This is a genomic window from Methylobacillus methanolivorans, from assembly GCF_054588515.1.
In genome coordinates this window covers 288,408-304,312 of sequence record NZ_BAAILT010000004.1, presented here as the reverse complement: position 1 = coordinate 304,312, position 15,905 = coordinate 288,408, and the positions used below count along the sequence as shown (strand labels likewise).

Sequence of the window (15,905 nt, the reverse complement as noted above, 5' to 3'; positions counted from 1 at the left end):
AATATAGGCAGTTCATTGATAATTATTTTTGTGGGAGGAGCCACGCAATGCTGATTCAAAGCCATATCGTCGACCTAGAAACCCCAACCGGCACCATGCGCACCTATGTGCACCGCCCTGCCGGCGAAGGCCGTTTCCCTGTGATCCTGTTCTATTCAGAGATTTTCCAGCAAACCGGCCCTATCGAACGTGCTGCCAAGATCATCGCTGGCCACGGCTATGCCGTGCTGGTACCCGAAGTGTTCCACGAACTCAACCCGATTGGCACCGTGCTTGCCTATGACGACGCCGGCCGCGACAAGGGCAATGCCGACAAATCTGCCAAGGATGTGCAAGGCTACGACAGCGACAACCGCGCTATGATCGAATGGGTACAAACCCAGCCATGGTTCAACGGCAACATCGGTGCCGCAGGTTTCTGTATTGGTGGCCATCTTGCATTCCGTGCCGCCCTGCAACCAGAAGTAAAGGCCACCGCCTGCTTCTACGCTACCGACCTTCATACCCAAGTTATCCCCAACAAGCCCGGCCAGCACAGCATGGAACGCCTGGCCGACATCAAGGGCGAACTGCTCATGATCTGGGGCAAGCAGGACAACCATATCCCGACAGCAGGCCGCGTGCAGGTTTACCAACAATTGACGGACGCAGGCCTCAGCTTCACCTGGCACGAGTTCAATGGCCAGCACGCCTTCATGCGCGACGAAGGCGAGCGCTATGATCCACAGCTCGCCGCCACAGGCTACCAGCTAGCCTTGCAGCTGTTCAGCAATACGCTGTAAGCACTTCAAAAAACCACAGGCAACTGTGGTTTTTTTATTTCCAGCATCATCCAAGCTTATAACCACTATCTCGCAGCAAAAGGAAAAGTATTGATTAACTAACTGACACAAGGGGAGCAACCATGAAAAGAATCGCGATTTTCGCCGATGGCACCTGGAATTCGCCCGAGCAATCCCAGCCCACCAATGTGCTGCACATGGCGCAAGCCGTCAGACCGAATACGGGAGGGATTGAGCAGGTAGCGTTTTACGACTGGGGCATAGGCTCGGATGGGAACAAGATCACCGCGGGCATCACCGGCGCTGGTATCGACAAGAACATCACGGATTGCTACCGCTTCCTCGTGCACAACTACGATCCCGGTGATCAGTTGTATTTCTTCGGCTTCAGCCGCGGTGCTTACACCGTGCGCTCGCTAGCAGGCTTTATCCGCAACAGCGGCTTGCTGAAGCGGGAACATGCAGGCCGTATCAGCGAGGCCTATAAGCTCTATCGCAAACGCTCCCGCAGCAGTGGCCCCAATGCCCCCGAAGCTACGGCATTCCGCCAGGCCTATGCTGTCGCTGATATTACCTACATTGAGTTTGTTGGCGCCTGGGATACGGTAGGGGCGCTTGGCATCCCCATCCCCTTCTGGGGCACATTGGGCGAACGTGAATTCCTGTTCCATGATACCGAGCCCAGCAAGATCATCCTGCATGCGCGTCATGCCGTATCGATTGATGAAAATCGCCAGGATTTCGAGCCTACCTTGTGGAGCGAAAAACCTGGGCTGGACTTAAAGCAAGTGTGGTTTGCCGGGGTACATTCCGATATTGGCGGCGGCTACCCCCAGCCCGGTTTAAGCTACTGTGCGGCACAGTGGATGATAGGCGAAGCAGAACAAACCGGCTTAATTTTTGAACCTCATCTCAAGAATGCCATCCAACCTGATGCACATGACCAGCAACACAATGAGCGCAAAGGCATTTACCTGGCCCGTGAAGAGCATGTCCGTACCATCTCTGGGCCAATACACAAGTCGGTCAAGCAACGCTGGGAAGCCAACACAGACAACTACCGTAGCAAGAGCAAGGCGCTTGCTCGACTGCTCAATGAAGTTGGTAACGACTGGAGCACGCTCATCGTCGTCTGATAGCCCGCCTGCCGCTTGTCATCCCGCCTTGCGCTCCCTGAGAGCGGCTTACAAAACCCAACCTGGTCATCCAGGTGCTTTAGCCTTGCAAAGGTAAAGCATCTAACAGATGGGTTTTGTCAGCTGCTGTACATAATAAATAAAGGAGCAACAGTGGCACTACCTCAACGTGACTTCAAGCAACACAACGGCCATGCGGTTGCCATTTTCGGCGAAGTGCTTGCCGATGTTTTTCCCGATGGCAGCGTGCTTGGCGGCGCACCTTTCAATGTTGCGCGCCACCTGCAAGCCTTTGGCCTGCACCCGGTCATGATTACCCGTATCGGCCAGGACGAGCTGGGCCGCGAACTACTGGATGAAATGCAGCACCTGGATATGGATATCAGCGGTGTGCAAATCGACCCGGTCAACCCGACAGGGCAAGTCAAGGTAAACATCACCGAAACCGGGCACGAATTCGACATCTTGCCAGCCCAGGCTTATGACTACATCCATGCTGGTGTCACCCATATGGTGACCATGGCCACCAAGCCGGACTTGGTGTATTTCGGCACATTGGCGCAACGCAATATGGAATCACGCCTGGCCGTGGATAACTTCCTCAACTACGGCACCAGCCCACGTTTTCTCGATATCAACCTGCGCAATCCCTGGTACGACAAGCACACCGTACGCCGCTCCCTGCTACGCGCCGATATCGTCAAATTGAACAATGAAGAACTGGCGACCTTGGTCAATATGCTACGACTGCCCGGGCGCACCGCGCAGGAACACGCCGCCGCATTGATCAAGCGCTTTAACCTCGATTTATTGCTGGTGACAGAGGGCGAGGAAGGCGGATGGTTGATGGATAATGCAGGCGACATCAGCACGGTCAATGGCGCAGAGCCGCCTAAAATCTTTGCCGACACCGTGGGCGCAGGCGATGCATTCGCCTCGGCTTTTATCCTCGGCATATTAAAGGGCTGGCCTGCCGATATCACGCTAGAACGCGCCAATCAATTTGCCGCCGCACTCTGCGGCGTGCGTGGTGCAGCGCCTGCCTCCGCAGATTTTTATGCGCCATACAAAAAGGCATGGCAGCTATGAGTGCCCCCGGTGAGCGCCCAATCTATATCCTCATGATCAGCATGCACGGCCTGATCCGTTCCGAAAACCTCGAACTGGGCCGTGATGCCGATACTGGTGGGCAAATCACCTATGTGGTCGAATTGGCCCGCGCCTTGGGCAAGCATCCTCTCGTAGAAAAAATCGATCTACTCACGCGACGCATCGACGATGACAGCCTGCCGCTGGATTACAGCATCCCTGAGGAGCAGTTGGAACACAATGCGCGCATCATCCGCCTACCCTGCGGCCCCAAGCGCTACCTGCGCAAGGAATCGCTCTGGCCACATCTTGACCAGATGGTAGACCAATGCCTGCATTTCCTGCGTAACCAAGGCGGAAGACTACCCGACCTGCTGCATACCCACTATGCCGATGCAGGCTATGTTGGGCAGCAGTTATCGTTGCTGCTCGGCATCCCTCAGGTGCATACCGGGCACTCGCTCGGGCACCCCAAGCGTGAGCGCCTGCTTGCTTCGGGCCGCAAGGCTGCCACGATAGAACGGCAATTCAATTTCGAGCGCCGGATTGCCGCTGAAGAGTCTGTGTTGGAGCATGCCTCCATGATCATCACCAGCACACAACAGGAGATTGATGAGCAATACAGCCTCTACCGGCACTTCGACCACCAGCGCTTTCGTGTCATCCCACCCGGTACCAATACCACGCGTTTTTCGCCTCCTGGCCGCCGGAAAATTTCCGAGGAACTACAAGCAAGCACAAACCGCTTTTTTTCTGCGCCAGACAAACCACTCATCCTCACCATATGCCGCCCGGAAGTACGCAAAAACCTCAAGGGCTTGATCGCGGCCTTTGGCGAGAGTGAAGAACTACAAGCACAGGCTAACCTGCTGATCATCGCTGGCACCCGCGACGACATTCGCGACCTGGAAGAGTCCCAGCAACAAGTTATGCAGGAATTACTGCTGGATATTGATCGCTACGATCTCTGGGGCAAGGTCGCCATCCCCAAGCATGTCTCGCAGGAGGATATCCCAGAGCTCTACCGCCTGGCAGCACGCCGTCGCGGGGTGTTCGTCAATGCAGCCCTCACCGAACCATTCGGCCTGACCCTGATCGAAGCCGCGGCCAGCGGCCTGCCATTTGTCGCGCCAGACGATGGCGGCCCGCGCGACATTGTGCACAATTGCCGTAGTGGCCTGCTCGCCAATACGCTGGACAGCAGCGCTATTGCAGCTGCCTTGAAAGAGGTGTTGGCTGACAAGAAACGCTGGCGCACCTGGGCCAAGAATGGCCTCGCAGGCATCAAGCGCCACTACAACTGGCCTGCTCATGTGAATACCTACATGAAGCAGGTACGCCACGTGCTGCGGCGTGACCGCAAACGCTGGCGCCGCCAGCTCGTCATCACGCTGGACTCTGGAAAATCCTATATGCCACTGGTCAATTCCGCCTTGATCAGCGACATTGACAATACCTTGCTAGGCGATAAGCGTTCACTGCGCCAATTGGTCAACTGGCTCAAGGAACACAAGGGAAAATTTGCCTTTGGCATTGCCACTGGTCGCCCGATAGACAGCGCAGTCGCCATTCTCAAGCAATGGCAGGTTCCCATCCCTGAAGTGCTCATTAGCTCTGTCGGTAGTGAAATCCACTATGGTGCACGCCTGATCCCCGATACCGGCTGGGCCAACCATATCCGCCATAAATGGCGCCGTGAAGCACTGCAAGAAGCCATGAAAGATTTCCCGGGCCTCACCTTGCAAGCGGCGGAAAACCAGCGCGAATTCAAGCTCAGCTATATCGTCGACCCAGGCAAGATGCTGCCCATCGAAGAGATGAACCGTCGCCTGCGCGACCAACAACTATTCGCGCAACTCATTTACTCGCACAACGAATTCCTCGACCTCTTGCCCATCCGCGCCTCCAAGGGCCATGCCATTCGCTACCTGGCATATAAATGGGGAGTCCCTGTGCGGCATTTCCTGGTGGCTGGCGACTCGGGCAATGACCACGAGATGCTGGTTGGCGACACGCTGGGCGTTGTGGTGGGCAATCATAGCGAGGAGCTGGAAAAGCTGCGTGGCATGGAGCAAGTCTACTTTGCCCAGGGGCAATATGCCGCTGGCATTCTTGAGGGCATTGCACATTACCATTTTGATGAGATCAAACCCATTCCTGTTGGTGAGCGCTAGCCTCACCCGTCATCACAAGAAAGTATCACGGTATGTATGAACAAGTTTCGCATTCACTACTGAACGATATCCTGATTGGCCTGGACCCCAAGGTAGGCTGTGAAGACCTCAAGCACTTCTATATCCGCCTGGGTGCCAATTTCTACACCATCCATTCACTGTTTCACCAACTCTACGGCGACAGGCGAGATTTCCGCGTGCAACTGCACAAGTTGGTAGACGTGATGGCCAAGCAATACGTCAGCCGCCCGCCAGAATTCCGCCAGCGTGACCTGGCACGGGAAAAGGATCATGACTGGTTTTTGAGCCAGAAGCTGGTCGGCTATGCCCTCTATTGCCAGGAGTATGCGCAGAGCCTGAATGGTATGCATGACAAGCTGGATTACCTACAGGAGCTGGGCATCAACCTCGTACATATCATGCCCATCCTTGATGGCCCGAAAGGCCGCAATGACGGCGGCTATGCAGTACGCGACTTCCGCAAGATAGACGACAAATACGGCACCCTGGCCGACCTTGATGCACTCAGTGCAGACATGCGTAGCCGCGACATGCTGCTGGTGCTCGACGTGGTGGTCAACCACACATCGGATGAACATGAGTGGGCCATCAAAGCCCAAAAAGGCAACAAGAAATACCAGGATTATTACTACACCTACAGCGACCGCAAAATCCCCGACCTGTTTGAAGAAACCATGCCCGAGGTGTTCCCCGAGACAGCCCCCGGCAACTTCACCTGGAATGAGGACATGCAGCGCTGGGTGATGACCGTGTTCAATAATTTCCAGTGGGACCTTAATTACAAGAACCCGGCCGTCTTCATCGAGATGCTCGATATCATCCTGTTCTGGGCCAACCACGGCGCAGATGTCGTGCGCCTGGATGCTGTCGCCTTCCTCTGGAAAAAAATCGGCTCTGCCAGCCAAAATGAGCGAGAAGCCCACCTGATCCTGCAACTGATGAAAGACTGTTGCCAAGTCACCGCCCCTGGCACTTTGTTCATTGCCGAAGCCATCGTCGCACCGCTGGAGATCATCAAGTATTTTGGCGAGGATGCCGTCAATGCCAAGGAATGCGAAATCGCCTACAACGCCACTTACATGGCACTGTTGTGGGAAGCGGTTGCCACCAAGAAAACCCTGCTGCTCAACCGCGGCCTGCGTAACCTGCCTACCAAGCTGGATCGCGCCACCTGGCTCAACTATGTGCGATGCCATGACGACATCGGCCTGGGGTTTGACGACAACGACATCCGTGCCTCGGGTTACGACCCGCAAGCGCACCGCCGCTTTATGGTTGATTACTATACCGGTGCCTATCCCGGCTCCACAGCCACCGGCGTTGCTTTTGGGGTCAACCCCAAAACTGGCGACGCCCGCATCTCAGGCTCGCTAGCCTCGCTCGCAGGCCTGGAAACCGCACTACTGCAAAACGATGAGCATGCCATCGATACCAGCATCCGCACCATCATTCTTTTGCACAGCATGATTGCCTCGTTTGGCGGTATTCCCTTGCTTTACTACGGCGATGCCATCGGCACGCTCAACGATAACACCTATCTGGATGACGAGAACAAGCACCACGACAGCCGCTGGGTACACCGCCCCACACTGGACTGGAACAAGGCCGCCCGCCGCCATGAACCAGGCACGGTGGAAAACCGCATCTTTACCGCCATCCAGAAAATGCTGGCAGTGCGCAAGCAGATTCCCGCGTTTGCCGACCTCAATAACCGCGAGATTTTCGAGACTAACAACCCGCACTTGTTCACCTTCCTGCGCTTTACCTCACGTGGCATCCACTCCCGCGTGCTGGTCATTGCCAATTTTGATCTCTTGCCGCAACACCTGAACCTCAAGGAGCTTGAAGCAGTCAACCTGTTTGAACACCGTGAAACCAAGGACCTGTATAGCGGCAATACCCTGTCGACCAAGAGCGACACGCTGGAAATCCCGCCGCTGGGCTTTTATTGGCTAGCACTTTAACCTTATTCATCACAAAGGAGACTTATGCAATCCTTCCTCGCCTCCCTCGGCACACCCGACAACATCATTCCGCTCATCGTGTCAGCGCTGCGCATATTGTTCATCATTGCGGCAGCCATCATCCTTATGCGCCTGTGCAACAAGGGAATCAAGCTACTCAAGGGCAGGCTGCGCCTGCATGCACAACAAAACCTGGAAGAACTGAAGCGTATTGAGACCCTGGGCCGCGTGATCAGTTACATTGCCACTATCGTCATCGGCAGTATTGCCTTTATTGAAGTCCTGCATGAGTTCGGCATTTCACTCGCTCCCGTGCTGGCAGCAGCCGGGATTGTCGGCGTAGCGGTCGGCTTTGGCTCGCAAAGCCTGGTCAAGGATTACTTCAATGGCCTGGTCATGTTGCTGGAAAACCAGATACGCCAAGGTGACTCCATCGAGGCCGCAGGCAAGAAAGGCACTGTGGAAGAAGTCACCTTGCGCCATATCCGCCTGCGCGATTATGAAGGTACAGTGCACTTCATCCCCAACAGCGTCATCACTACCGTGAGCAACATGAGCCGTGGTTTTGCCTATGCCGTCATCGACATCAAGGTGCCAATTGCCAGCGATTTCAGCCACATCCTGCACACCATGCGCGAAATCGGCACCCAGCTACGCCAGGATGATGCGTACAAGGCCAAGCTAGATGGCGATCTCGAAGTCGCCGGAGTAGAGCAAATGGACCACGAAACTGCCGTGCTACGCGCCCGCTTTCAAGTCAACCCTGCAGACAAGAGCAGCGTACGCAGGGAATTTATCTACCGATTGAAGCAGGCATTGGATACGCCAGTGCAAGAAGCCGCTTGATGAGTTTTAGCGAGCGGAAAAGCTGCCAGTTTTGCCAGCGCTCGGCGCCAGAGAGCAAGATTGTAGGGCAAGGAGATGTAATAACCTTCTGGCTAGCTGGCTTTCAGTAGTAGAATCGCGTTTTTTCTTTACAAAACACCGCTATGGGCTTTGAACAACTCGCAGAACTAAAAAAACAACTGGCAGCCAAGGCCAAGGCAGAACGCCCCGCCAAGCCTCAAGCCAAACCCAAGGCCGCCTCAGCACGCAAACCACAAGAAAATCCTGTGGACCCGGTGGTGCTAACGATAGGCAGACTGCAAAAAAACTTCCCCAAGGCATTCCCCAAGAATCCAGCCCCCAAGCTGCCACTCAAGATAGGCATCCATCAGGAGTTGTTGGCCAAAGCCCAGGAATTAGGCCTGGAAGAAGCGGCTATCACGGATGCCGTGAAGACTTGGTGCCGTGGTACACGCTATTGGGCCAGTATTGTTGAGGGAGCACCGCGCGTTGATCTGGAAGGCAACCCTGCTGGCGAGGTAACCGCCCGTGATGCTGGCCAGGCACGCTCACTGGAAGCTCGCCGCAAACAGCCGCGCAAACCTAAAGTGGAATCAGCCCCTGCCTCGACTGCAACCCAGCCGGCAGAAACACCAGCAGAGCCAAGCGCCTGATGTCGTAAGTGGCTACCAGCATCCATGAGCTCACGCTGATGTCCCACCCGGTGCCTGCCGTCATTGCTGTTGTCGTCCATGAGGAGCAGGTATTGCTGGTCAGGCGCGCTAATCCGCCCGATGCAGGTTACTGGGGCTTTCCCGGCGGGAAAATCAATGTTGGCGAAACGCTGGAACAAGCTGCCATTCGCGAACTACTCGAAGAAACCGGCATTCATGGCGCAGCCTTGCAAGTACTCACCGCAGTGGATGCATTTGCTCATTCTGCACAGCAACAGCTAGAACAGCACTTTGTATTGATCGCCATGCTATGCCAATGGGTTTCAGGCATACCTATTGCCGCTGATGATGCATTGGAAACCAGATGGTTTTCACTCGCAGAACTTGATGACCCTCAGTGGCTTTTGAGCAAAGATGTCGCCAAGGTCGCACACATGGGAGTGTCGTGTCGCCTTCCTATCGACCACCAGCCATGACATGAAGATCGTCGGCATCCTGCTTGCAGCTGGGCACTCCCGCCGCTTTCTCCATGGCAACAAACTGCTGCACCCCTTGCCCTCTGGGCCATCAATCGCACAACTTGCTGCGCAAAACCTCCTGGCAGCATTACCGCAAAGCCTTGCCGTCGTGCGCCCAGAAACCCCAAAGCTGCAGGCGCTATTGCGCGAAACTGGGCTGGATATTCTTATCTGCGAGCCAGATCAACAGGAAATGGCTGATAGCTTGGCGGCAGCGGTGAGGCAAGTGATGTTCCGCTCAACGCCGCCCGATGCCATCGTGATTGCATTGGCAGACATGCCATTTATCCGCCCAGACACTATGACCACCCTCGCCCAACACCTGGCATCAGGCGTGCCTATCGTGGCACCAACATACCAGGGCCTGCGCGGCCACCCAGTAGGCTTTAGCAAGCGTTTTTATGCCGAGTTGGCTACCCTGCAAGGTGATGAGGGCGCACGTTCGGTGTTGCGCCAGCATGTGGAGGCTATCAAGCTGGTGGAATGTGATGATCCAGGCATCCTGCAAGACCTGGATACCTGGGAAGACCTGCAAAGATTATAGACGTAACGTAGATACCTACTACTCAACTCGCACAAGCATGAGTGTTGTTGGATAAGGCATGGGCAAGAGATTGGCTGGTCAACGCCGCGGCACGTTGTTGCGAACGGATCTGGATGATTTCGGCAAGGATAGCCACAGCAATTTCAGCCGGAGTGCGGCTACCAATCGGCAAGCCTACCGGGCCGTGCAATCGTCCAATTTCCTCGTCATTGAGGTCAAACATGCGCATACGTTCACGACGCTTCTCCTGGTTGAGCCTGGAACCCAGAGCACCGATATAAAAAGCCTCCGAGCGCAAAGCTTCCAGCAAGGCCATGTCATCCAGCTTGGGATCGTGGGTGACAGCAACAATCGCTGTATAAGCATCCGGCGTAATCTCCAGCACCACGTCATCCGGCATTCCCTCGCACCATTGCACGCCAGTCACCTGCCACTGTGCACGGATTTCCTCGCGCGGATCACACAGTAATACATTGAACTCCAAGGCTTGTGCCATGCTGGCGAGCATGGCGCCAAGCTGGTTGGCGCCGATGATAAGCAAACGCCACTGCGGGCCGAAATAATGGTGAAACCAGTCATCTTCCAGGCAAGCCACTGCGCCTGGCATGGCTTCGCCAAACACCACTTCGTTAGTACCCAGGCGCACAGAACGGCGGATCAGCCTGCGTTGTTGCAGGCTTTCGAGCATAGGCAATACCTGCTCAGCCTCTTGTAACTGCTCGACAAAAATCTGCAGGCGGCCTCCACACGGGATGCCATACCGCTGCGCCTCATCACGACTTACGCCGTATTCAAGCAAGCCATTCACTGCAGGCAGGCTGCCTTGGCGTGCACGATCAATCAATTCATCCTCGATACAACCGCCAGAGACCGACCCCAATAACTGCCCATCATCACGTAAGGCGAGCATGGCACCGGGCAAACGTGGTGATGAGCCCCAAGTGCGCACCACGGTACATAAATGCACACGATGCCCAGCCCGTAACCAGGCTAGGGCATGCTCCAGGACTTCCTGCTCGGGTGCGTGCATGATTTAGGCCTTCAACTGATCGCGGATTGGCAAGGTGCGGATACGCTTGCCTGTTGCAGCAAAAATAGCGTTGCAGATGGCGGGGGCCATGGTCGGCGTCACAGGCTCGCCAATCCCGCCCAGTGGCACATCCAGCTTATGCTCAACCAGGTGCACATGAATCTCACGCGGCGCTTCGTCTATCCGCATGACCTGATACTCGTGGAAATTGCCCTGTTGTGCAGCACCGTTCTTGAAGCTGATCTCGCCGGTCAGCGTCAGGCTGGCACCCATAATGCACGCGCCCTCGGCTTGCGAACGGATACGGTCAGGGTTGACCTGGGGACCGCAATCCACGGCGATGTCTACACGCGGGATGCTGATCTCGCCGTTATCGCCCACCACGACCTCAACCACGGCCGCGACATAAGTAACGAAGCTATAGCAAAATGCCAGACCCAAACCATGCCCCTTGGGCAGCTTGCGTCCCCAGCCAGCTTTCTGCGTCGCCAGCTCGACAACGTGGCGCATGCGTCCAATATCCAGCGGGTAACGTTCTGGTGATTCGCCATAGTTCCAGCTATCGGAAATACTGTCTGGATTCACCTTGCGCGCAGGGCCGAGTAAATCCAGCAGGTAGTCGCGATGATCGCGCTTGGCCTTGTGTGCCAATTCCGCGATAAATGATTCGGTCGCAAAAGCGTGCGGGATGTTGGATACCGAACGGAACCAGCCAATACGCGTATGCGCGGGCACTTCCGGGCTTTCAACCCGCATATTGGGGATATTGAATGGCAGGTTCACGGCACCCATGCCCAACTCGAACGGTGCACCTCCCTTGGCATTTTCGGCAAAAGTGGAGGCAATGGTAGGCGCGGTAGTGCGATGCAGCCATGCGGTCGGCATGCCCTTGGCATCCAGCGCGCTCTCAATGCGTTCGAGTGACACGGTATGGAAATAATCGTGATGCAGGTCATCCTCGCGCGTCCAGGTGACCTTGACCGGCTTGCCATCCATGGCCTGCGACAGTAATGCAGCCTCGACGACGAAATCCGGCTTGGATTTGCGGCCAAAACCGCCACCGAGCAGGGTGACATTGACGCGGACATTCTCAGGCTTGAAGCCGAGATGCCCTGCCACGGCATTCACCGTCGCCTGCGGGTCCTGCACACAGGCCCAGGCCTCGCACTTGCCATTGGTGATGCGAACCGTCGCGGCTGGCGGCTCCATAGTGCTGTGGGCAATATGCGGTTGGTAATACTCCGCTGCAAATGTCTGCTTGGCCTTGGCCAGCACACCCACGGCATCGCCGTTGTTACGCACAGCTTTGGCAGGCTTGCGCGCAGCTTCTTCCAGCGTCTTGCGGAAAGCCACTGAGTCATAGCTGGCATTTGCACCGTGATCCCATTCTATCTTCAGTGCTTCGCGTCCCTTGATGGCTGCCCAGGTATTGCTCGCTAACACGGCAACACCACCCAACGGATGAAACAGTGGCGGCAAATTGCTGCTTTGCAGCTCGACAACCTTGACCACGCCCGGTACCTTGAGCGCAGCACTGGCATCAAACGCCTTAACCTTGCCACCAAAGACAGGTGGCCTGGCCACCACGGCATACAGCATGCCATCCAGGCGGGTATCGATACCGTAATGCGTAGCACCCGTCACGATCTTCTGGCCATCAATATTGCGGGTGTTCTGCTTGCCGATATAACGGAATTCCGACGCAGGCTTGAGCTTGAGTTGCTCCTTGGGAGGCACAGGTATCTTGGATGCTGCCGTTGCCAGCTCGCCATAACCCAGCGTCTTGCCGCTAGGCTTGTGGATGACTTGATGTTGCTTGGCCTGCACTTCGCTCACCGGTACACCCCAGGTAGCCGCAGCAGCAGCTTCCAGCATCATGCGTGCCGTCGCACCGATGCGACGCATAGGCTCGAAATGGTGGCGCATGCTACGCGAACCATCGGTGTTCTGGTTGCCGTAGCGCGCCTCGTTACCCTCGGCCTGCACTACGTTAACCCGCGCCCAATCCGCTTCCATTTCGTCAGCAACCACTAATGGCAAGCTGGTACGCACACCCTGGCCCATTTCTGAACGATGCGCCACAATGTTGACGATGCCATCGGTGCCGATGGAGACAAATACCAGCACATCTTCTTTCAGCCCCCCTGGCATGGCGTCGCCACCGTATTTCTTAGGCTCCTCCACCGCCGCTCGCACCAGGCCATTGACGCCTATCGTCAACGCCAACCCGCCGATAATCCCCATGCCTTTCAATAGGCGTCGGCGGCCAAGATCGGGCAAATCCACAATCAATGTCTCGCTCATTTTGCACCCTCCTTGGCTGCGTGCTTGATCGCGGCACGAATGCGCGGATAAGTACCGCAACGGCAGATATTACCGCTCATGGCTTCATCAATTTCGTCATCAGTGGGGTTGGGTGTACTACGCAACAGTGCTGTGGCAGACATGATCTGGCCAGCCTGGCAATAACCACACTGCGCGACACCTAGCTCCAGCCAGGCAGCCTGTACCGCCTTGCCTACCTTATCTTCGTTCACGGCTTCCACGGTGGTGATGCTCTTGCCCGCCGCTGCCGATACCGGCGTGACACAGGCGCGCACCGGCTCATTGTCCAAATGCACGGTACATGCACCACATAGCGCCATGCCACAGCCAAACTTAGTCCCGGTCAATTGCGCCACATCGCGTATAGCCCACAACAAGGGCATGTCATCTGGCACATCGAGTTGCTGACGTTTGCCATTAATATCCAGCGTTACCATGAGATTTCCTTTCTTATTTTCTGAAGCTGGCAAACGCTATATATAAATAAATATATCGTTTACTATCAATAGGATGCGTCGAGTATGCTGAAATTCCCCTGTTCTATAAATGGAAATATATTTATTTTAGAATTCCACTTTATGGAATAATTAATTTTCAACACTCACCGGAAATTGTTATGCTCAATCGGCTGGAAATGATGCGCATCTTTTGCATGACGGCAGAAGCCTCCAGTTTCAAGGAGGCAGCAGCCCGGCTAGGCATCTCGCCGCAAGCCGTCACAAGAGCGATCAAGGAACTGGAATCCCTGCTTGGTGAACCATTGTTCTACCGCAACACGCGGCAAATCCGCATTACCGAGTTTGGCGAGCAATTGGCCTTGCGCGGACGCGATGCCATCAGCAGCGTGGATGATTTATTCATCACCAGCGGCAAACGGCAGGAGCAAGCACTTGGTGGCGTTGTGCGCATCACCGCCCCCGTGGTGATAGGCAAGCATTTCCTGCAGCCGCTCCTCAGCAAGATTGCAAAAGAGCATCCCCACATCACCATCGACCTGCGCCTCTCGGACATGCACAGCGACGTGGTAGAACAGCAGATTGATATTGGAGTGCGGGTTGGCTTCCTGCGCGACAGCAGCTTCGTGGCACGCGTGCTGGCCAAGGTATCGTTCCTCATCGTTGCCACGCCAGAGTTAGTGGCAAAAGTCGGCAAACCCAAAACATTGGAGGACCTACACCAATTACCCACCATTGCCCTTGTCGACAAAAGTAGTGGCAAGCATTGGCCCTGGTTCTTTACCGACGGCCAGCAGATCAACCCACAGCGCACCAGCTTCATTATTGATGATTCCGATAGCGAGGTTTCACTGGTGCTGAATGGTGTAGGTTTTGCCCAGATTGGTGCACCACTGGTAATGCCGCAACTGAGATCAGGCGAGCTAGTCAGCGTGCTGGATGAATTTGCTGCCCCGGGCTGGGACTTGAATATCTACCGCCCACGTCGTGGCCCAGTACCAGAACGTATACGCCTGGTTTACGATGCACTGGTGCAGGCACTCAGCGACCCGGCTTATTTCCCCACGTTGCGCTAACACGCTAATAGGCGTTTGTGATGCCCTCAATGCAGATCGCGCATATTGAGGCGGCTTAACCTGGGGGCAAAACGCGCCACTATACCCACTACCGCCATCGTCATGGCACCGCCAAAGATCACCGATGGCACCAGGCCCATCAGCCTAGCGGCGATGCCTGACTCGAATGCCCCCAGCTCATTGGAAGAACCAATAAAGATGCCATTGATCGCGGACACGCGCCCACGCATGTCATCCGGCGTCACCAATTGCATGATGGTAGTACGCACAACCACCGACACGCCATCGCAAATCCCCGACAACAACAACAGGAAAGCGGCGAGCCAGAAACTCCCACTCAAGGCAAAGGCAATGATGCTCAGCCCAAACCCGGCCACTGCTATCAGCAATATTCTGCCAGCGCGGCGATTGATGGGGTGATGCGTAAGCCAGATACCAGTAGCAATGCCCCCAATGGCAGGCGCAGCACGCAATATCCCCAACCCTTCCGGCCCATGCTGAAATACATCGTGAATAAACATCGGCAACATGGCCACCGCACCACCGAACAACACCGCGAACATATCCAACGCTTGCGCCCCCAGCATCACCTGATTGCTGAAGACAAAACGCAAGCCCTGGGCAATGCTGGCAAATACCGGTGCACTGTGTTCAACCACTGGCTCCTTGACTTTCAAGCTCAGCATGGCACACACGGCAACTCCAGCAAAAACTGCGGAACAGGCATATGCCGCACTGATACCAGCCAGCGCAATCATGCCACCACCGATAGCAGGGCCGAGTACCAGCCCAGTTTGCAATACGGAACTACCTATGCTCGCTGCTCGTGCAAATTGCTGGCGCTGCAATACTAAGGCAAACAAAGCACTATAAGACGGGCCGATAAATGCGCGTGCAAAGCCAACGCAGGCGATCGAAAAATAGATGAACAGTGATGACTCACCCGGATGCAGCCACCATCCTGCCGCAATAGCAGCCAGCACCAAGGCATTGACCACCAACACCACACTTGCCATGACGCCAAACATACGACGTGAATAATGATCAACCGCATATCCAGCAAACAGTGCAGTGCAAAAATAAGGAATCACCTCGGCCAACCCGATCAGACCGAGCGACAAAGGATCACGCGTCATCTGGTAAATGTGCCAGCCGACTACCACGGCCATGATCTGGTAAGAAAACGTGATGCTGACGCGAAAAGCCAGTAGTTTGAGGAACGCAATATTGCGTAACGGGAAAGAGGCAGCAGAAGACATGCTGCTATTGTAAAGAATGCGCCGGATTCATGA

The 15,905-nt window shown here is 55.5% G+C and carries 14 protein-coding genes; 10 read left to right on the top strand and 4 right to left on the bottom strand.

Annotated elements, in window-relative coordinates:
* Nucleotides 1-47: 47 nt before the first annotated feature.
* From LG202_RS11370 to LG202_RS11330, 9 genes are all read left to right on the top strand, one after another.
* Entirely contained in the window at nt 48-782 is a 735-nt protein-coding gene (locus LG202_RS11370) for a dienelactone hydrolase family protein (RefSeq protein WP_230348489.1), read from the top strand.
* 122 nt (nt 783-904) lie between these two features.
* Complete coding sequence (locus LG202_RS11365; protein WP_230348488.1) at nt 905-1,918, top strand: DUF2235 domain-containing protein; 1,014 nt, start codon at nt 905-907, stop codon at nt 1,916-1,918.
* Between the two features lie 153 nt (nt 1,919-2,071).
* Nucleotides 2,072-3,007 (top strand): carbohydrate kinase family protein, encoded by a 936-nt coding sequence (locus tag LG202_RS11360; RefSeq protein ID WP_230348487.1) that lies wholly within the window; start codon nt 2,072-2,074, stop codon nt 3,005-3,007.
* Entirely contained in the window at nt 3,004-5,181 is a 2,178-nt protein-coding gene (locus LG202_RS11355; protein ID WP_230348486.1) for an HAD-IIB family hydrolase, read from the top strand. The genes LG202_RS11360 and LG202_RS11355 overlap by 4 nt, the downstream gene beginning before the upstream one ends.
* Nucleotides 5,182-5,213: 32 nt before the next feature.
* Entirely contained in the window at nt 5,214-7,166 is a 1,953-nt protein-coding gene (locus LG202_RS11350; protein ID WP_230348485.1) for an amylosucrase, read from the top strand.
* 24 nt (nt 7,167-7,190) lie between these two features.
* Nucleotides 7,191-8,012 carry a mechanosensitive ion channel family protein gene (locus LG202_RS11345; RefSeq protein ID WP_230348484.1) on the top strand — a complete coding sequence of 274 codons (822 nt, stop codon included), beginning with the start codon at nt 7,191-7,193 and terminating at the stop codon, nt 8,010-8,012.
* Nucleotides 8,013-8,155: 143 nt separating this feature from the next.
* Nucleotides 8,156-8,665 carry a ProQ/FinO family protein gene (locus tag LG202_RS11340; protein ID WP_230348483.1) on the top strand — a complete coding sequence of 170 codons (510 nt, stop codon included), beginning with the start codon at nt 8,156-8,158 and terminating at the stop codon, nt 8,663-8,665.
* A gap of 8 nt (nt 8,666-8,673) precedes the next feature.
* Nucleotides 8,674-9,141: an NUDIX hydrolase gene (locus tag LG202_RS11335; RefSeq protein ID WP_230348482.1), complete on the top strand. Its 468-nt coding sequence runs from the start codon at nt 8,674-8,676 to the stop codon at nt 9,139-9,141.
* Nucleotide 9,142: 1 nt separating this feature from the next.
* The gene (locus LG202_RS11330) at nt 9,143-9,727 is read left to right on the top strand and encodes a nucleotidyltransferase family protein (protein WP_459724856.1); all 585 of its coding nucleotides are present in this window, start codon (nt 9,143-9,145) and stop codon (nt 9,725-9,727) included.
* A 22-nt stretch (nt 9,728-9,749) separates the two neighbouring features.
* Here LG202_RS11330 and LG202_RS11325 read toward each other — a convergent pair whose 3' ends face one another.
* Genes LG202_RS11325 through LG202_RS11315 form a run of 3 tightly spaced genes read right to left on the bottom strand, consistent with a single transcriptional unit; the run spans nt 9,750 to nt 13,519 of the window.
* Nucleotides 9,750-10,757: an XdhC family protein gene (locus LG202_RS11325; RefSeq protein WP_230348480.1), complete on the bottom strand. Its 1,008-nt coding sequence runs from the start codon at nt 10,755-10,757 to the stop codon at nt 9,750-9,752.
* Nucleotides 10,758-10,760: 3 nt separating this feature from the next.
* Nucleotides 10,761-13,061: a xanthine dehydrogenase family protein molybdopterin-binding subunit gene (locus LG202_RS11320; RefSeq protein ID WP_230348479.1), complete on the bottom strand. Its 2,301-nt coding sequence runs from the start codon at nt 13,059-13,061 to the stop codon at nt 10,761-10,763.
* Nucleotides 13,058-13,519 carry a (2Fe-2S)-binding protein gene (locus LG202_RS11315; RefSeq protein ID WP_230348478.1) on the bottom strand — a complete coding sequence of 154 codons (462 nt, stop codon included), beginning with the start codon at nt 13,517-13,519 and terminating at the stop codon, nt 13,058-13,060. The genes LG202_RS11320 and LG202_RS11315 overlap by 4 nt, the downstream gene beginning before the upstream one ends.
* Nucleotides 13,520-13,698: 179 nt before the next feature.
* Between LG202_RS11315 and LG202_RS11310 the strand changes: the two genes are divergently transcribed.
* Entirely contained in the window at nt 13,699-14,613 is a 915-nt protein-coding gene (locus LG202_RS11310; RefSeq protein WP_230348477.1) for a LysR family transcriptional regulator, read from the top strand.
* Nucleotides 14,614-14,639: 26 nt separating this feature from the next.
* Here LG202_RS11310 and LG202_RS11305 read toward each other — a convergent pair whose 3' ends face one another.
* Nucleotides 14,640-15,872, bottom strand: a complete 1,233-nt coding sequence (locus LG202_RS11305; protein WP_230348476.1) for an MFS transporter — start codon at nt 15,870-15,872, stop codon at nt 14,640-14,642.
* Nucleotides 15,873-15,905 lie beyond the last annotated feature (33 nt).